This is a genomic window from Rhizobium binae (genome assembly GCF_017357225.1).
GTDB lineage: Bacteria > Pseudomonadota > Alphaproteobacteria > Rhizobiales > Rhizobiaceae > Rhizobium > Rhizobium binae.
In genome coordinates this window covers 2812015-2829025 of sequence record NZ_CP071604.1, presented here as the reverse complement: position 1 = coordinate 2829025, position 17011 = coordinate 2812015, and the positions used below count along the sequence as shown (strand labels likewise).

Here is a 17011-nt window from a genome sequence, read left to right as displayed (position 1 = left end):
GCAGATGGCACAGACTATCGAGACACATGGCGGGGCAGACGTCAGGCCGGCGGGCCTTCGCGGCGTCGCCGCCGATTTCAGCTCGGATCAGCGCGCCTTCAAGACCGCCTCCTGGGGCAAGGCGATGATGTGGATCTTTCTCCTGAGCGACACTTTCGTCTTCGGCTGTTTCCTTATCGCCTATATGACCGCCCGGATGTCGACGCCCGTTCCATGGCCCAATCCGAGCGAAGTTTTCGCGCTGCATATCGGCGGTGAGGACGTGCCGCTGATCCTGATCGCGATCATGACCTTCGTGCTGATCTCGAGCAGCGGCACCATGGCGATGGCGGTCAATTTCGGCTATCGTCGCGATCGCCGCGTGACCGCGATACTGATGCTTCTGACGGCCGCTCTCGGCGCAACCTTCGTCAGCATGCAGGCCTTCGAATGGACCAAGCTGATCACCGAAGGCGTACGGCCCTGGGAGAACCCATGGGGGGCAGCACAATTCGGATCGACCTTCTTCATGATCACCGGCTTTCATGGCACCCACGTCACGATCGGCGTCATCTTCCTGCTGATCATTGCCCGCAAGGTCTGGCGAGGCGATTTCGACGTCGAGCGGCGCGGTTTTTTCACCAGCCGGAAAGGCCGCTACGAGGCGGTCGAGATCATGGGGCTCTACTGGCACTTCGTCGATCTGGTCTGGGTCTTCATCTTCGCATTCTTCTATCTGTGGTGAGGTCGTCATGAGCGAGACAACGGCGCATGGGCAAAGCCCGCAGGCCGAAGCCCTGCATACACAAGTCCAGGGACAGCAGCACCCGATCCGGCTCTATCTCGTTGTCTGGGGCCTGCTCTTCGTCCTCAGCGCCTTTTCCTACATGGTCGATTATCTCGGTATCCAGGGCTATCTCCGGTGGTTTCTGATTCTTCTGTTCATGATGCTGAAGGCCGGACTGATCGTCGCCGTGTTCATGCACATGGCATGGGAACGGCTGGCGCTCGTCTACGCCATCCTGCTGCCGCCGGTGCTGGTGCTGGTCTTCGTCGCGCTGATGGTATCGGAATCGAACTATACCATCTTCACCCGGCTCGCCTTCTTCGGCGCGACGCCATAGAACCGGTCATCGCGGCAGAGGTACGACATCGGAGACGACCGCCGCGAGCCAAAATCCGGACTGCTCAGAACCTATCAGATGTGCCGATCTCGGCCGGAGGCGCCTATGGCTGAAATCTTGTTGTTCCATCACGCGCAGGGACTGACGCCTGGAGTGCACGCCTTCGCCAACGATATCAGAGCGGCCGGCCATGTCGTGCACACGCCTGACCTGTTCGGCGGACGCACGTTCAGGAGTATCGAAGAGGGGCTTACCTATATTGGCGAGATCGGATTCGACGCCATCCGGGAGCGCGGCGTCCGGGTCGCTGACGAATTGCCTGCCGAACTTGTCTATGCCGGTTTCTCATTCGGCGTGCTGCCGGCGCAGAAGCTGGCACAAACGCGGCCCGGGGCCTGTGGAGCTCTGCTTTTCTATTCCTGCTTGCCGATCAGCGGCGAATGGGCCTTCGGACCCTGGCCGGACGGAGTCGCGGTCCAGATCCACGGCATGGACAACGATCCGATCTTCGTCGGGGAGGGTGATATCGATGCCGCCCGCGAGATCGTCGCGACGGTCGAGGACGCCGAGCTTTTCCTTTACCCTGGCGACCAGCATTATTTCGCCGACAGCTCGCTGCCGTCCTATGACGCGGATGCGACCGCGCTCCTCACCGCGCGCGTCATTGAATTCCTGGATCGCCGTTGATCCGGCGTTCCCGGCTTGCTCACTCGGTGGACTCCGATCCAAAAATGCGCGCAAAAAATCGGGTCCTAAAACATGATGGAGGTCGCGCCGGACGACGATGTCGGCGATGATGGCCATCCATTCGCCCTTCCGATCCCGCAGGTCCATGCTGTTCATTCCGCTCCCCTTCGTCGTTGCCGTTCTGCTGCTTATCCTTTTCGTCATCGTCTTCAAACGAGACGAGGAGGGGGAGCCCAACCGACCGTTTCTGGCGCTCATCCTGCTCTCCGTGCTGCAATCCGTCCTTTCCGGTCTGCGCTGGGGCTATGGGGTGCAGGCGGTCGGCGTGATCGCACCGGTCATTGCGGCGATGGTGCCGCCGCTTGCCTATGCCGGCGTTTCCAGGCTGGTAAGGACGAGCCGGCGGTCATTGCCGGCGCGCATTGTGCTGCATGCCGTGTCCGCCGCCGTCATCCTGCTGCTGATGGTATTCTGGCGGGAAGCGATCGACATCACGCTGGTGCTCATCTTCGTCGGTTACGCCCTGGCGATCCTGCTGCTGATGCGGTCGGGTGCGGATGCGCTCCGGCTTGCGCCTTTCGAGGGAGCGGTGCCGGCCTATCGAGCGATCATTTTCGCGGCGGCGGCGCTGTGCCTGTCGGCCGCCGTCGATGCTTTCGTCTTCTTCGACTTCACCTGGGCGTATGGCGAGCACGCGCTGACGCTAATCAGCATCGGCAATCTTGTCGCCCTCGTCATTCTCGGTATTGCCGCGGCTGCGGCCAGCCGCAGCCGGGCGCCGGCTGAAACGGTGGATACGGCGCCGAGGCCCGAAACGACCGAGGACAGGGAGACGATCGCAACTGTCGATGCGCTGATGGAGGCAAAGAAGCTCTATCGCGACGCCAATCTCAATCTCGACCGGCTGGCCCGCAAGGCCGGCATACCCGCGCGCCAGATCTCGGCGGCGATCAATCGGGCGATGGACAAGAACGTCTCGCAATATGTCAATGATTACAGGGTCGGCGAGGCCTGCCGCCTGCTTGCCGGAACCGAAAAACCGGTGACCGAGGTGATGTTCGAGGTCGGCTTCCAGACCAAGTCCAATTTCAACCGTGAATTCCGCCGGGTGACGGATATGACGCCAGTGGCCTGGCGGCAGAGGAAGGCGGAGGGGTAGGGGCCACCGCTGTTTCATCGAGAATGGCCGGGCTGTGGTGCGCAGCCACCCGCCGCCGTCCTTCGAGGCTTCGGCCTCTGACCCCCGCACATCAGGATGAGGGCTGATCGTGGTGCCGCGTCGCTGGTGTGATCGGTGTGCCGTGTTTCACAGTCTGGGCCGCTGGCATGCTGTTCTTCCCTCCGACGAGGCAAGCCGCCCTCTCTCCGCCCTCATCCTGAGCTGCCCCGCAGGGCCTCGAAGGACGGGGGCACTGCCGGGTACTCAATCGCGATCAAGGACGTCCCGGATCGTGTTCGAGGTCGCGATTTCGGCCGCGTCGGCGATGTTTGTCGGCATGAACACGACATCAGAACATGACCGAGACCTTGCCGCCAAGCTGAGATCGCTTTCGACCGAGCCGGCGGCCTTCAAGACCGAGCCGCCGGAGCCTCTTGCCCGGCGGCGCATCATCCCTTGGACAATGCTCCTCCTTGCTGCGGCATCGCTGGCCCTGGTTCCTCTCTCTGGACCTCAGACGCTGGAATGTGTCGAAGCCGCGATTGCGGCATTTTCGGGCGGCCAGCTTGCGACATCCGCTCATGAAGGCGAGGCGCCGGCCGGAGGCGGTGCCGCTGTCGAGGGCAGGCCGGCTCCAGTTAATGATGGGGCGAACCGCATGACGTTGCCGACCCGTGAAGTTACCGGCTCCGGCACCGTCGTGGCCCCCGACACCGCCATCGTCTTTTCCAAATATGAGGGCCGGATCGTCGCCGTCGAGGTCGAGACGGGCGACAAGGTCGCGGTGGGGCAGGTGCTGGTGCGGCTGGACGATGTGGGCGCTCGGTTTGCGCTTCGGGGCGCGGAGATATCGGAGCGGGCGGCGGAGCTGGCGCTTGAGGCGAGGAAGATCACGCTTGCGCAGGCGGGGTCTTCTCTCACGCGCATCGAGCGGCTTGCCGGGCGCGATGCGATGTCGGCGCAGGCGCTGGAGGAGGCGAAAACGGCTTTCGACACCGCCGAGAATGGCGCGGAGCAGGCCCGGCAGGATCTCGTTAAGGCCATGCTGGCTATCGACAGGGCGCGCGAGCAGGTCGAGGCGCTTGTCGTGACCGCGCCGATTTCAGGCACCGTGACGCGGCTCGGTGCCCATGTCGGCGATACCGTGCTGTCGCGCGAGGACAGCGTGCGGGAGAATGAAAGCCTACTCGCGATTACCGATACGGCAAGCCTGGTCATCGATGCGGATGTGGCCGAGGCCAATATAGCGCTGATGCGGCCGGGGCTCGCAGGTGAGGCGGTGCTCGACGGTTTTCCCGATCGGCCATTCGCGGTTGAAGTGGCGAAGATCGCGCCCGTCATTTCCCGGGAGAAGGGGACGGTGACGCTGCGGCTGTCGCTTACGGCGCCGCCTTCCGGCATACGGCCCGCGATGGCGGCGCGCATCCGGCTTGTGGTTGGTGAGGGCAGCGCGGGCGATCATCACCCGCCGCCGTCTTTCGAGGCTCCGGCCGTTGGGCTCGGCGTCTCAGGATGAGGGCTGACCGGAGTGCCGTATGGCTGGCCCTCTCTCCGGCCGCATCCTGAGGTGCCCCGCAGGGGCCTCGAAGGTCGAGGACGCCCTCTACGATAGCGATATTCCATCACCAAGGAGCAATGCGATTACCGACACGAAAGACCACTTTATCGCCCTTGCCGGCGTCAGAAAGGCGTTCAGGATCGGGACGGAGACCATCCCGATCTTTTCCGGCCTCGACCTTTCCATTCCGCGCGGCGACTTCGTCGCGGTGATGGGGCCGTCCGGCTCGGGGAAATCGACGCTGCTCAACATGCTCGGCGGCATCGACATCCCCGATGCCGGAGAGATCCGGATCGGACGCAGCCATCTCGAGCAGATGGGCGAGGGCGCCAGGGCGGCCTGGCGGGCGCACAGCATGGGCATCGTCTTCCAGTTCTACAATCTGCTGCCGATGCTGAATGCGGCGGAGAATATCGAGCTGCCCCTGCTTCTGAAGCCGATGGGGCGACGGGAGCGGCGGGCCCGCGTCGATACGGTCATGGAGCTCGTCGGGCTTGCCGGGCGACAACGGCAGTTTCCCACGAGCATGTCCGGCGGGCAGCAGCAGCGTGTCGGCATCGCGCGCGCCATCGTCGGCGATCCAGAACTTCTTCTGTGCGACGAACCGACCGGCGATCTCGATCGAAAATCGGCCAATGATATCTTGGAGATGCTGCGCTTTCTCAATCGCGACCTCCAGAAGACCATCATCATGGTCACGCATGATCCCGAGGCCGCCGCCTTCGCCCGGCGCACGCTGCATCTCAACAAGGGTGAATTCGTCAGCGACGAAAGGGCGGGCCGATGACCTTCTTCCAGCTCATGCGGCGTAATGCCTGGCGCAAGCGGCTGCGCGCCATCTTGCTGATGTTTTCGGTCGGCACGGCCTTCCTGATCTATGGGCTGACGGCGAGCTTCGTTGCCGGCAGCCAGGGGGCGGCCGCCGCCAGCGACAATCTGCTCGGCGTCTTCAACAAATCCGGCCGCGGGCTGCCGCTGCCGCTTGCCTATCTCAGCCGGATCGCCGCGGAGGGCGATGTCGCCGCCGTCGCCTACACGGCGCGGATGCGGGGTTTCGTCGAGGTCGAAAAGAACGTGGTTGCCGTCAGCGCCGTCGATCCGCAAGCGATCGCCGCGGCCAATGGGAGGGAACTTGGACTTACGCCTGATTTGATCGCGGCGCTCGCAGAAGGCGGCGACAGGGTGCTGGTCGGCCGGGCTCTCGCAGAGGCGCAGGGCTGGTCTGTCGGCCAGCGCATCGGCATCACCAGCCAGCTGATCAGGGCCGACGGCAGCCGCAACTGGAGCTTTACGATCACGGGCATCTTCGAGGGCGCCGATGCCACCACCGATACCTATTTCATCATCGCCCGCAATGATGCGCTCAATGAGGCCCGCGCCCGCGACCGGGACACGGTCGATGCCTTCGTGGTGCGTCCGCGCCAGGGCGTTTCGCCGGCCGTGCTCGCGGCGCGCATCGATGCGCTCTTCGCCAATTCGACTGCTGAGACCAGGACACAATCGGAAAAGCAGTTCCTCGAAGCGTTCCTCCGGCAATTCGCCGATATCGGCCGGATCGTTGGCCTCGTCGTCGGCGCCGCTTTTGTGACGATCCTGATGATTGCGGTGAACACCATGATGTTTGCGGTGAGAGAACGTCGCTTCGAAATCGGCGTCATGAAGGTGCTCGGCTTTTCCCGCGAGCGGATCATGGCGCTTGTCGCTGGCGAGACGCTGTTCATCTTCGTTGTCGGCGGCGCAGGCGGGCTCATCCTCGCCAAGCTCGCGACATTTCTGATCGGGCCGGAATTCGGCCTCGTCTTCAGTGCGGCGGTGCTGCTGAACTCCGCCGCCATCATCGCTGGGCTCGGCCTGCTGACCGGACTGTTGCCCGCTTTCAGCGCCATGCGGCTGCCCATCATCAACGCCTTCAGAACGAGATAATCCAATGTCATCAACGCTCAAGCAGATCTTTCTCATGATCAGAGTCAATCTCGGCAGCCTGCCGAGGCGGCGCGCGATATCGCTGTCGATGGTGCTGTCGGTAGTGCTCGTCGTGGCGGTGCTCGCCGGATTTCTGGCGATGGCGCGCGGCTTCGAGGCAGCGCTTGCCGGGGCGGGCTCCCCTGACATCGCCGTCATCCTAGCCGGCGGCACCAACCAGGAGGCTGGCTCGGACGTGCCCGCCGAGGCGATCCGCAGCCTCGCGGCGGCGAGTGGCGACACCGGGATTACCCGTGCCGATCCCGGCGATTGGGCGAGCGGATCGGCGATGTCGCGCGAGGTGGTCGTGGCCGTCGATATTAAGGGCGCCGACGGCGTCGAGCAGACGCTGTCACTGAGGGGTATGGATCCGGGCGGACCTGCCATGCGCGAACGCGCCCGGCTTTCAGAGGGGCGGCTGTTTGCGCCGGGCGGGCGTGAGATCGTCGTCGGCGCGGCCCTCGCGGATGCCTTTCCGGGCCTTGCCGTCGGCGACACGGTGCGGCTCGGCGCGGTCGACTGGCGGGTCGCTGGCCATTTCACATCTGGCGGCAGCGCATTCGAATCCGAGATCTGGGCGGATATGGAGGCGGTGCAATCGGCCTTCGACCGGCAGGGGCAGGTGCAGAGTCTGCGGGTGCGGCTTGCCGGCGGCGATCCGGAAAGGGCGCTGGCGGCGCTGCGGAAACGGCTGTCCACCTTGCCGGGTCCGCCGCTCGCTGCCGTCTCCGAGGCCGATCTCTATGCGGGCCAGGCCGAACGCACGGAAAGCCTGATCCGCCTCTTCGGCTGGCCGATCGCGCTTCTGATGGCGGTGGGCGCGACCGCCGGCGCCCTGAACACGATGATGAGCTCGGTTTCCGACCGCGCCATCGAGACCGCGACGTTGCGCCTCCTCGGTTTTGCCCGCCTTCCGGCCTTTGCCGCCACCTGGGCGGAGGCGGTGCTGCTCTCGGCTGTCGGAGCGGCAATCGGTGCCATCGCCTCCCGGCTCGCCTTTGACGGCTGGCAGGCGAGCACGATGGGCGCCAACAACACCAAGATGGCGTTTCAGCTGGTCGTGACGCCGGATGTGCTCTTGGTGGCGGGTTTGCTCGGGCTGGCAGTCGGGGTGATCGGCGGCGCGCTGCCGGCGCTGGCGGCCGCGCGGCTGCCGCTCGGCGCCGCGTTGCGGGCCAATGCCTGACACGCTCCGGATCGGCTCCGCCTCATGGAAGCAGCGCGGCCGGCGATGGCCCGGGCGGCGCCGAACGCGGCGTCACCCGGCTCTGAGCGCAGGATTGCGGTCCCATCGGAATTGTCTTACGTCAAGAATGGACGACCTGTGTTTCCGAAAGGTCGGGCTGCCCGGGAAACCACATTTCCTCTGTGACAATTCCTTGAACGCAACTGCTTGAAAGCGGGCTAAAAACGGCGCGTAACCTACCGTAAAATACGTTGGCGCTGCGGCGCGCCCCGCTTATGCTGCACCTGCTAAGAGCGCATATGGCCGGCAATGCTGCCACGCATTTCATGCGGACGAAAACGAAAATACCGGCTTTCAGCAATGAGGTCTTTGAGCTCCCGGTCGAGATCGGTGAGTCAGGAGGTTTGACATGTTTGGCATGTGGTATCCTTCCAATCTCGCAAAGTTCGACCTTGCGACGCAGTTCGGTCCGGCTGGCATGGCCCTGGATTATGTCCGGGACGCCACCCAGCGCAGTGTCCTCTTCTGGGACGTGATGCGAAAACGCGGCAATCAATACCGGCTTCATGCCAAAGCGGCGGCACCCCATGTGCTGAGCTTCACGCCGGAGGTGCTGCTCGACGGGCGCACGCTGGAGCGGCCGGTCAACTATGCCCTGGTGCGCATCGTCCCGCCCGCAGGCATCCAGATCGACGAGACGCGCCGGCCCTTCGTCGTGGTCGATCCGCGCGCCGGTCACGGGCCGGGGATCGGCGGCTTCAAGGCCGATAGCGAAATCGGCGTGGCCCTCGCGGCCGGCCACCCCTGCTATTTCATCGGGTTCCTTCCGGAGCCGGTTCCGGGCCAGACGATCGAGGACATTGCGCGGTCGGAAGCGATCTTCCTGGAAAAGGTCATTTCGCTGCATCCAGATGCCGATGCCAAACCCTGCGTCATCGGCAACTGCCAGGCGGGCTGGGCCGTCATGATGCTGGCTGCCATGCGCCCCGAGCTTTTTGGCTCGATCATCATTGCCGGCGCGCCGCTTTCCTACTGGGCGGGCGAACGCGGCAAATATCCGATGCGTTATACCGGCGGCCTGCTCGGCGGCTCCTGGCTGACGGCGCTTGCCGGCGATCTCGGCCAAGGCAAGTTCGATGGCGCCTGGCTGGTGCAGAATTTCGAGAACCAGAACCCCGCCAATACGCTCTGGACCAAGCAATATAATCTCTATTCGAAGATCGACACCGAGGCGCCGCGCTATCTCGGCTTCGAGCAATGGTGGGGCAACCACGTCAACCTCAATGCAGAGGAAATCCAGTTCATCGTCGATGAGCTCTTCGTCGGCAACAATCTCGCCGCCGGCCGCATCGAAACCTCGAAAGGCGAGGCGGTCGATCTGAGGAACATTCGCGCGCCGATCGTCGTCTTCTGCTCGAAGGGCGACAATATCACGCCGCCGGCCCAGGCGCTCGGCTGGATTACCGATCTCTATGACAGCGTCAACGAAATCCGCTCGCACGGACAGACGATCGTCTACACAGTGCATGAGACTGTCGGCCATCTCGGCATCTTCGTGTCGGCCGGCGTCGCCCGCAAGGAACATGGGGAATTTTCGAGCAATATCGACCTGATCGATGCGCTGCCGCCCGGCCTCTACGAGGCGATCTTCGAAGCCAAGACCGATGCGACCGTGGGTGGCGATCTCGTCGAGGGCGACTGGATCATGCGCTGCGAGCAGAGAACGCTCGACGATATCCGCGCACTCGGCTGCAACAATGCCGCCGACGACAGGCGTTTCGCGACAGCGGCAAAGGTGTCTGAAATCAACCTGTCGCTCTACCGTACTTTCGTTCAGCCCTGGGTTCGCGCGATGGTGACGGAGCAGACGGCCGAACGGCTGCGCGAGATGCATCCGCTCAGGCTGCAATATGAGCTGCTCTCCGACCTCAATCCTGTGACGGCGACGATCGCCGATCTTGCTGTCCATGTCGAGGAAGAGCGCCGCCCCGCGGCTAAGGACAATCCCTTCCTGGCTCTGGAGCAGATCGTTTCGCGCCAGATCGTCGCCGGGCTCGACGCATGGCGCGAGGGGATCGAGGCGATGAGCGAGGCGACTTTCCTCGCCGTCTACGGATCTCCCTTCCTGCAGGCAGCCGTCGGCATCGATCCTGCGAGCGAGAAGCTGCATCGGCGCGCAAGCAAGACGGCATTGCATGCGCAGGTGCTGAAAACCAGGATCGAAGAACTGAGAGCCCGGATCGACAAGGGCGGATTGCGGGAGGGCATGGCGCGCAGCCTGCTCTATGTCGCTATGGCCAATGGCGCAGCCGACGAACGCGGCTTTGCCGCCATCCGCCGGATGCGCCGCGCCGAGGATGCTATGCCGGCGATGACGCTTGCCGACTTCAAGGCGCTGATCCGCGATCAGTTCCTCATGCTCGTCATCGATGAACAGGCGGCTGTGGCTGCGATCCCGCGTCTCCTGCCGGCCGATGAGGATGCCCGCCGCCGCGCGCTGTCAATGCTTCATTCTGTCGTGAGCGTGCGCGGCGCACTTGCCGGTCAGGCGGAGGAACGCTGGCGGAGGATCGTCAACCTCTTCGATGTGCCCGAGGCGCCGGTCGCAGAGCCGGCAGCACCGGAAAGGCCAAGCGCCGGCCCCAACCCGAGCGCCACGCCGCTCAAGATTGTCAGGCGCACGAAATAGCCGGATGATAACGGCTGGATGCTTCTTTGGAACAGGGGGGACAGCAGATGCCGGATTGGGAAAACCCCGACGAAACCAGGCGCCACGAGAAATATGAACGGCTGATCGCCAGGGCCAAGCTTGCGCCCGAGATGACGACCGCCGTCGCCCATCCCTGCGACGAGTCGTCGTTGCGCGGCGCCGTCGAGGCGGCAGAGACGGGGCTAATGCGCCCGGTCCTCGTCGGCCCGGTGCAGAAGATACGCGCGGTCGCGACGGCGCACAGCATCGACATCTCGCCATTCGAGCTCATAGATGCCTCCCACAGCGATGCCTCGGCGGCCAAAGCCGTCGAAATCATCCGCGCGGGCGGCGCCGAACTCCTGATGAAGGGCAGCCTGCACACGGACGAGCTTATGCGGGCCGTGACCTCCTCGGCGACGGGGCTGCGGACGGCGCGGCGGATCAGCCACGTCTTCGTCATGGACGTGCCGCACCATGCCGAAACGCTGTTCATCACCGACGCCGCCATAAACATCGCCCCCGATCTCGACGCCAAGCGCGACATTATCCAGAACGCCATCGACCTCTTCACGGCCATCGGTCTCGGCACGCCACGCGTGGCGATCCTTTCGGCGGTCGAGACGGTGACGTCGAAGATCCCCTCGACCATCGAGGCGGCTGCGCTCTGCAAGATGGCCGAACGTGGCCAGATAACCGGTGGCATTCTCGACGGGCCGCTCGCCTTCGACAATGCGATCGATCCGGAAGCCGCGCGCATCAAGGGCATCAAGTCCGAGGTCGCCGGCCGGGCCCAGATCCTCGTCGTCCCCAATCTCGAATCCGGCAACATGCTGGCGAAGAACCTGACCTTCCTGGCGCGGGCAGATGCCGCCGGCCTCGTGCTCGGCGCGCGCGTGCCGATCATCCTGACGTCGCGGGCCGACAGCGTGCGGGCGCGGCTCGCCTCCTGCGCCGTCGCCGTGCTCTTTGCCGAAGCGCGCCGCAACAACGCGCCGATACAGGGTGGTTGATGCCATGGATACGATCCTCGTCGTCAATGCCGGTTCTTCCAGCCTGAAATTCGAAGTCTTCGCCGCAGCAAAGCAGCTGACGCGGCTCGTCAAGGGAAAGATGGAAGGCATCGGCACCGCCCCGCACCTGACCATCAAGGGCGCCGGCGGCGACCGGCTGGCAGACGAATCCTACCCTTGCGAGACCGTGCCCGATCTGCCGGCGGCGATGCGGCTGGTGGGACAATGGCTGCGGGAGCGGCATGACGGACGGCTGATCGCCATCGGCCACCGCGTGGTCCATGGCGGACCCGATCATATGCACCCGGTGCGGATCGACGAGGCGCTGGTGCGGGAGCTGGAGCGTTACACGCCGCTTGCGCCGCTGCATCAGCCGAACAATCTCGCGCCCATCCGCGCCATCTTGGAGCACCAGCCGCAGCTTGCCCAGGTCGCCTGTTTCGACACCGCCTTCCATCGCGGCCATGATCCGATGGCGGATCATTACGCCATCCCCGCCCATTATTTTGCCGAGGGCGTGCGGCGCTACGGTTTCCACGGCCTTTCCTACGAATATGTGGCCGGCCGGCTCGCCGCGATCGCGCCCGAGGTCGGCATGGGCCGGGTGATCGTCGCCCATCTCGGCAGCGGCGCTTCCCTCTGCGCGCTCCACCAAGGCAAGAGCATCGAGAGCACATTGGGCTTCACGGCGCTCGATGGCCTGCCGATGGGCACGCGCTGCGGGCAGATCGATCCCGGCGTCCTTCTCTACCTCCTGCAGCAGCGCGGCATGACGCCAGGCGAACTGCAGGATCTGCTCTACAAGGAGTCCGGTCTCAAGGGGCTGTCGGGTATAAGCAACGACGTGCGCGACCTGCTCGCCAGCGACGCCCCGGGAGCCGTCCTGGCGCTCGATCATTTCATCCATCGGATCGGCTTCAATACCGGTGCACTCGCCGCGGTGCTCGGCGGTCTGGACGCTTTCGTCTTCACCGCCGGCGTCGGGGAAAACTCGCCGGTCATGCGCGAGCGCATCGCCAAGAAACTCGTCTGGCTGGGCGCGAAGCTCGATGCCGGGCGAAACGCCGCCGGCGAGCTGCTGATCTCGAGCGAGGACAGCAGGATCGCCGTCTATTGCGTGCCGACCGACGAGGAACTGATGATTGCGCGGCACACATTCGCACTGGTTACCGCGTGAGTGATTGCGCAGTCGAAATCATTTGACCGAACAGAGGGGCTGAGGATGATTCCTGAAGTGAAGGCCAAACTTCTTGAAGGCAAGCGCGGGCTGGTGGTCGGCATCGCCAATGATCAGTCGATCGCCTGGGGCTGCGCCAGGGCCTTCCGAGCGCTCGGCGCCGATCTCGCCGTCACCTATCTCAACGACAAGGCAAAACCCTATGTCGAGCCGCTCGCCGATGAGCTGGAAGCACCGATCTTCCTGCCGCTCGACGTGTCCGTGCCGGGTCAGCTGGAGGCCGTGTTCGACAGCATCTCGGACTTTTGGGGCGAACTGGATTTCCTCGTCCATTCGATCGCCTTCTCGCCGAAGGATACGCTGCAGGGCCGCGTCGTCGACGTGCCGCAGGACGGATTCCTGAAGACGATGGACATTTCCTGCTGGTCGTTCATCCGCATGGCCCATCTTGCCGAACCGCTGATGAAACGCGGCGGCACGCTCTTCACCATGACCTATTACGGCAGCCAGATGGTGGTGAAGAACTATAACGTCATGGGGGTGGCCAAGGCGGCGCTGGAAAGCGCAGTGCGCTACATTGCCGCCGAACTCGGCCCCAAGGGCATCCGCGTCCACGCCATCTCTCCCGGCCCGCTCGCAACACGCGCGGCTTCCGGCATTCCCGAATTCGACGAGCTGTTGAACAAGGCCCAGGAAACGGCGCCGACGCGCAGCCTCGTCTCGATCGACGATGTCGGCATGGCAACGGCCTTCCTTGCGCATGATGCCGCTCGGCTGATTACCGGCGATACCATCTATATCGATGGCGGATATCACATTATCGATTAGGTCCCTGATGGGTGGTGCCCCTCGCTTTTACCGGCGCAGAACGATATGCACAATCTCGCCTGATCCAACACGAGGAGCATCCGATGATCCACGAATTGCGCATCTATACATGTCTGCCGGGGAGGCTGCCGGCACTGCATCAGCGTTTCGAGACCGCCACGCTGGTGATCTGGGAACGCCTCGGCATCCGCCCGCTCGGCTTCTGGACGACGATGATCGGTTCTTCCGGCAACGATCTGACCTATCTGCTCGAATGGCGGTCGCTGGCGGAGCGCGAGCAGAAATGGGCCGAGTTCTTGGCCGATCGCGAATGGCAGGAAGCGAAGGCGAAGAGCGAGGCGGATGGGCAGATCGTCGCCAACATCACCAGTTCGCTGCTGCAACCGACACGCTTCTACCGCGGCTTCTCCAACCCTTCGAAATAACGGGCCAGAAACTCCAAGAGCGCGCTCGCGTCGGGCCCGCGAACCGCCGAAACTCACCCTCCCATCACTCCTCCACCACCTCGATCTCCGGCCACCCGGCGAGCGTCAGCCGCAGGCGGCCGCGGTCGGCGCGTTCGAGGGTGATCGGACCGGCTTTTTCCTCCAGCCGCCGGCGCAGGAGGATCAGCCTGGTTTCCAGGTTGTCCTTGAAGTCGGGCAACTGCAGGCGGCGGTCGCGGCGGATCTCGCGGTTCAGGAAGTCCTGCTTGCCAGTGCGGACATAGTCTTCGAGGAAATGCAGGAGCAGCCGCCCGGGCACGCCGCGGATCAGATAGTCGTCGTCGACGAACAGGGAGCCGTCGCGCGGATAGAAGCGAACGGCGATGCGCCCGCCAGCGGGTAGGCTGCCGGCCCGGCCGGCCGGGGCGTCGGCCTTTTCCCGCCCATTTGTCTCCGGCCGCTCGCGTTCCTCGGACAGGAAGGAGAGCGCGGTAGCGAGATGGGCTGCGATCACGATCAGCGCCTCCTCGTCGCGATGGCGGAAGGTGAAGCGCTCGGTCGATTCCGAAAACAGCACGCCGACGAGCCTTCCTCGCGCGACAAGCGGCAGAGCGATCTGGCTGAGCGGCCTGTCTAGCGCCGGAAGCGGGATCGGCGCCGCATCCTCGACGCCCGCCATGGCCCGCACCGCCTCGATGTAGCGTTGGCCGCGGCTGAGGTCGGTGATCCGCACGTTTCCGCGTCGTTCGGCCGCAAGCCCGATAATGCCGAGCCCGGCCGGAACCTCGGCGCCGAAACCGAACTGGTCGTAGCCTCGGCTGGCAATGGTCGTCAGCCCGCCGCGTTCGCCGTCCGGCACCAGCACCATCGAATGGCGGAAGCCGAAGAGCTCGCCCAGGCCTTCGAGCGTGGCATCGAGCAGCGTTTCCGCATCGCCGCAATCCGACATGCGTGCCGTCAGCCGCGCCACCTTGCCCATCAGGTCGGGCAGAAAGAGCGGCTCAGGCTCGACCAGGTGATGGGCCGCCGGCACGGCCCGGCAGTCCTCCACCCGGTAGATATCGACGGCACGCAGCTTCATGATCCCGCTCATCCGGCTTTCCAGGATCGCCAGATGGATCGCCACCCGCTCAAATGTCTTACCTTCCGTCTCGGAGCGCTCGAACACCAGATCGAGCACGTGTTGCTGGCCGCTATAGCCATCGACCACCATCACAGTCGCAAGCCCGTTGCGCGCCACATTGGTGGCCGTCTTGGAAAAGAACTGATTAGACAGCGCCACATGCGTCTCGTCGACGTAATGCACGTGCGAGAGATAGGAAATATTGGGCATTCCCTCGGCATCGGTGGTGGCGATGACGGAGGGAATGACGCCTTCGAAACTGTCCCGCAGCCTTTCGAGCGGAATCATTTGGCGGCTTCCGGCGTCAGCCTGCGCCCCGCGCCCGGCCCCGGTGTCTGCTCGAAGATAGCCTGCGGCTCGATCGTCAGGCAGACGAGCTCCTGGTCCGACAACGTGCTGGAGAGCTGCATACGGGTGACCCCGAGCGCCATCATCCGCGCCAGCTGCTCTGCGACATAGGCCTCCCCCCGTGCACGCTGGGCCTCATCCGCCGGTCCCGCTTCCAAGATCCGGCCTTTGATCTGGCAGGCCTTGTAGTCGGTCGCCCGCACATAAGTCGTGGCAATCGGCCGGCCGGCCAGCGCCTCGCCAACGGCTCTCGGCCACTGGCTGCGGGAGGCGAGAAAATGCAGATGCCCGCTCTGCCGGTCGACGCGCACGCCCGAACCGCGCCCGATCATCGGCCGGCCGGCCTCGTCGCGCGCCGCAAACAATATCATGACGGGACTTTCTATGAAGGCTGTGAGTTCCGACCCGAGCAATGCTTTTCCCCCAATGGCAGACAACGATATTTATTTAGGATATTCTTAGCAATCGTCTCAATTGCTTAGGATGGTTTTAGGAAGCGCCTCGCAAAGGCCTCGGCTATCTCCCGCTCATCAGCCCGGCGCACACAAGGAGGCGCCGGCCGACGAGAGGAAAACCATCATGAGCCATGAATTCTCACTTACCAGCATCCCCGATCTCAACGGCCGTTACGACATTTACGGCGCCATACACAAGGGCCTGCGTAAGGCCGGCTGCGACCTGCTCGGACGCCTCGGCACTGCCGATTTCCAAAATGTCGAGGAGACGATCTTCCTGATCGGCGACCTGCGCCACTACCTGATGCTTGCGGCCTCTCACGTGATGCACGAGGACGACAACATCCATGTGGCGCTTGCCGAAAAGGGCGTGTCGACCGTCACGCTGGACGAGCAGCACGACGACCACCGCAGCGCCTTCCGCGAGCTGGAGGAATTGATTGTCGCCTGGGAAAACGCCTGGCCGCTGCACAAGGCAGTCTGCGGCCGTAAGCTTTATCTCGCCTTTGCCGCCTATATCGCCGACGACTTCGCGCATATGCATGAGGAAGAGGCGGTGACCGGCCCTGTCCTGTGGCGCAACTTCACCGACGATGAAATGCTCGGCATCGAGATGCGCATCATCGGCTCCCTGCCGCCGGAGAAAAGCATGGCCTTCATGCGCATCATGATCCCGGCGATCAATCCGGCGGAGCGCGCGGCGATGCTCGGCGCCATGAAGAGGAATGCGCCGCCGGAAATCTTCCAGGCCGTCATCGATTTCGCCGTCCGCCCAGGGCTTTCGGCCAGCGATTTCGCCAAGCTTGCCGACGCACTGAAGCTGGCGGCCTGAGAAGACGGGTGCGGGCGGAGGAGCGAACGCCTCCTTGAATTTTCGGAGAAGAACCATGTGCAAACCAAGAGGCGAGGCCGGCATTCCAGCCGAGTGTCCGCGCCGCGGCGACTGTCGCGGCTGTCCCGGGTTCATTGTCCAGGATGGCGAACCGGAGGATCGCCGCCCTGCTCCCGATCCGGCGGCGAAACGCGCCCAGGCGCTCGGCCCCCCGGGTCTCCATTAATGAGACGAGGTGTGTGAATCACTTTTCGAGGCCGACGAGCGGCGAATCAGCTGCCGCGCAGGCCGAAGAGGGAATGTACGAAAGGTACAACCTGGATTTATTCGCGGTGAAGTCGCTGGTTTTCGAAGCGGGGTTGCAGCTTTCTGGCGGCTGAGCCGAGGCCTCCCCGTCGTCTGTGGACGAAAACCCGCAAACCGGCCCGCTGCCGCATTGACACCATCTTCTCGCCTTTTTGCCATG

The 17011-nt window shown here is 64.1% G+C and carries 16 protein-coding genes; 14 read left to right on the top strand and 2 right to left on the bottom strand.

Features of this window, described 5'->3' with window-relative positions:
- Positions 1-4 precede the first annotated feature (4 nt).
- From J2J99_RS13945 to J2J99_RS13885, 13 genes are all read left to right on the top strand, one after another.
- Positions 5-724, top strand: coding sequence for a heme-copper oxidase subunit III family protein (locus tag J2J99_RS13945; protein ID WP_168300780.1), 720 nt, complete (start codon positions 5-7; stop codon positions 722-724).
- 7 nt (positions 725-731) lie between these two features.
- A complete protein-coding gene (locus J2J99_RS13940) occupies positions 732-1103 on the top strand; it encodes a cytochrome C oxidase subunit IV family protein (RefSeq protein WP_168300781.1) in 372 nt (123 codons plus the stop codon).
- A gap of 105 nt (positions 1104-1208) precedes the next feature.
- Entirely contained in the window at positions 1209-1790 is a 582-nt protein-coding gene (locus J2J99_RS13935) for a dienelactone hydrolase family protein (protein WP_168300782.1), read from the top strand.
- Between the two features lie 106 nt (positions 1791-1896).
- Positions 1897-2949 (top strand): helix-turn-helix domain-containing protein, encoded by a 1053-nt coding sequence (locus J2J99_RS13930; RefSeq protein ID WP_168300783.1) that lies wholly within the window; start codon positions 1897-1899, stop codon positions 2947-2949.
- 292 nt (positions 2950-3241) lie between these two features.
- On the top strand, positions 3242-4465 hold the full coding sequence (locus J2J99_RS13925) for an efflux RND transporter periplasmic adaptor subunit (RefSeq protein WP_168300784.1): 1224 nt from the start codon (positions 3242-3244) through the stop codon (positions 4463-4465).
- Positions 4466-4589: 124 nt separating this feature from the next.
- The gene (locus J2J99_RS13920) at positions 4590-5294 is read left to right on the top strand and encodes an ABC transporter ATP-binding protein (protein ID WP_168300813.1); all 705 of its coding nucleotides are present in this window, start codon (positions 4590-4592) and stop codon (positions 5292-5294) included.
- On the top strand, positions 5291-6430 hold the full coding sequence (locus J2J99_RS13915) for an ABC transporter permease (protein WP_168300785.1): 1140 nt from the start codon (positions 5291-5293) through the stop codon (positions 6428-6430). The genes J2J99_RS13920 and J2J99_RS13915 overlap by 4 nt, the downstream gene beginning before the upstream one ends.
- Positions 6431-6434: 4 nt before the next feature.
- Positions 6435-7655, top strand: coding sequence for an ABC transporter permease (locus J2J99_RS13910; protein WP_168300786.1), 1221 nt, complete (start codon positions 6435-6437; stop codon positions 7653-7655).
- A gap of 478 nt (positions 7656-8133) precedes the next feature.
- Positions 8134-10344 carry a DUF3141 domain-containing protein gene (locus J2J99_RS13905; protein ID WP_246638854.1) on the top strand — a complete coding sequence of 737 codons (2211 nt, stop codon included), beginning with the start codon at positions 8134-8136 and terminating at the stop codon, positions 10342-10344.
- 47 nt (positions 10345-10391) lie between these two features.
- Entirely contained in the window at positions 10392-11357 is a 966-nt protein-coding gene (locus J2J99_RS13900) for a phosphate acetyltransferase (protein WP_205919114.1), read from the top strand.
- 4 nt (positions 11358-11361) lie between these two features.
- Positions 11362-12534: an acetate/propionate family kinase gene (locus tag J2J99_RS13895; RefSeq protein ID WP_168300788.1), complete on the top strand. Its 1173-nt coding sequence runs from the start codon at positions 11362-11364 to the stop codon at positions 12532-12534.
- A 45-nt stretch (positions 12535-12579) separates the two neighbouring features.
- Positions 12580-13362 (top strand): enoyl-ACP reductase FabI, encoded by a 783-nt coding sequence (fabI, locus tag J2J99_RS13890; RefSeq protein WP_168300789.1) that lies wholly within the window; start codon positions 12580-12582, stop codon positions 13360-13362.
- A gap of 83 nt (positions 13363-13445) precedes the next feature.
- On the top strand, positions 13446-13787 hold the full coding sequence (locus J2J99_RS13885) for an NIPSNAP family protein (protein WP_168300790.1): 342 nt from the start codon (positions 13446-13448) through the stop codon (positions 13785-13787).
- A gap of 64 nt (positions 13788-13851) precedes the next feature.
- On the opposite strand, the gene J2J99_RS13880 is transcribed toward J2J99_RS13885, so the two are convergent.
- Together J2J99_RS13880 and J2J99_RS13875 are read right to left on the bottom strand one after the other, a co-directional pair.
- Positions 13852-15198: a GAF domain-containing protein gene (locus J2J99_RS13880; protein ID WP_168300791.1), complete on the bottom strand. Its 1347-nt coding sequence runs from the start codon at positions 15196-15198 to the stop codon at positions 13852-13854.
- Positions 15195-15629 carry a hypothetical protein gene (locus tag J2J99_RS13875; RefSeq protein WP_246735423.1) on the bottom strand — a complete coding sequence of 145 codons (435 nt, stop codon included), beginning with the start codon at positions 15627-15629 and terminating at the stop codon, positions 15195-15197. The genes J2J99_RS13880 and J2J99_RS13875 overlap by 4 nt, the downstream gene beginning before the upstream one ends.
- A gap of 208 nt (positions 15630-15837) precedes the next feature.
- Here J2J99_RS13875 and J2J99_RS13870 point away from each other — a divergent pair, with 208 nt between their 5' ends.
- The gene (locus tag J2J99_RS13870; protein WP_168300793.1) at positions 15838-16545 is read left to right on the top strand and encodes a hemerythrin domain-containing protein; all 708 of its coding nucleotides are present in this window, start codon (positions 15838-15840) and stop codon (positions 16543-16545) included.
- The last annotated feature ends 466 nt before the right edge of the window (positions 16546-17011 follow it).

Excerpts from the sequence above, each read along its gene's own strand:
- fabI (WP_168300789.1), top strand. The coding sequence starts at position 12,580 with ATGATTCCTGAAGTGAAGGCCAAACTTCTTGAAGGCAAGCGCGGGCTG.
- J2J99_RS13895 (WP_168300788.1), top strand. The coding sequence starts at position 11,362 with ATGGATACGATCCTCGTCGTCAATGCCGGTTCTTCCAGCCTGAAATTC.
- J2J99_RS13885 (WP_168300790.1), top strand. The coding sequence starts at position 13,446 with ATGATCCACGAATTGCGCATCTATACATGTCTGCCGGGGAGGCTGCCG.
- J2J99_RS13870 (WP_168300793.1), top strand. The coding sequence starts at position 15,838 with ATGAGCCATGAATTCTCACTTACCAGCATCCCCGATCTCAACGGCCGT.
- J2J99_RS13875 (WP_246735423.1), bottom strand. The coding sequence starts at position 15,629 with ATGATATTGTTTGCGGCGCGCGACGAGGCCGGCCGGCCGATGATCGGG.
- J2J99_RS13905 (WP_246638854.1), top strand. The coding sequence starts at position 8,134 with ATGGCCCTGGATTATGTCCGGGACGCCACCCAGCGCAGTGTCCTCTTC.
- J2J99_RS13940 (WP_168300781.1), top strand. The coding sequence starts at position 732 with ATGAGCGAGACAACGGCGCATGGGCAAAGCCCGCAGGCCGAAGCCCTG.
- J2J99_RS13930 (WP_168300783.1), top strand. The coding sequence starts at position 1,897 with ATGATGGCCATCCATTCGCCCTTCCGATCCCGCAGGTCCATGCTGTTC.
- J2J99_RS13900 (WP_205919114.1), top strand. The coding sequence starts at position 10,392 with ATGCCGGATTGGGAAAACCCCGACGAAACCAGGCGCCACGAGAAATAT.
- J2J99_RS13935 (WP_168300782.1), top strand. The coding sequence starts at position 1,209 with ATGGCTGAAATCTTGTTGTTCCATCACGCGCAGGGACTGACGCCTGGA.
- J2J99_RS13945 (WP_168300780.1), top strand. The coding sequence starts at position 5 with ATGGCACAGACTATCGAGACACATGGCGGGGCAGACGTCAGGCCGGCG.
- J2J99_RS13910 (WP_168300786.1), top strand. The coding sequence starts at position 6,435 with ATGTCATCAACGCTCAAGCAGATCTTTCTCATGATCAGAGTCAATCTC.
- J2J99_RS13915 (WP_168300785.1), top strand. The coding sequence starts at position 5,291 with ATGACCTTCTTCCAGCTCATGCGGCGTAATGCCTGGCGCAAGCGGCTG.
- J2J99_RS13880 (WP_168300791.1), bottom strand. The coding sequence starts at position 15,198 with ATGATTCCGCTCGAAAGGCTGCGGGACAGTTTCGAAGGCGTCATTCCC.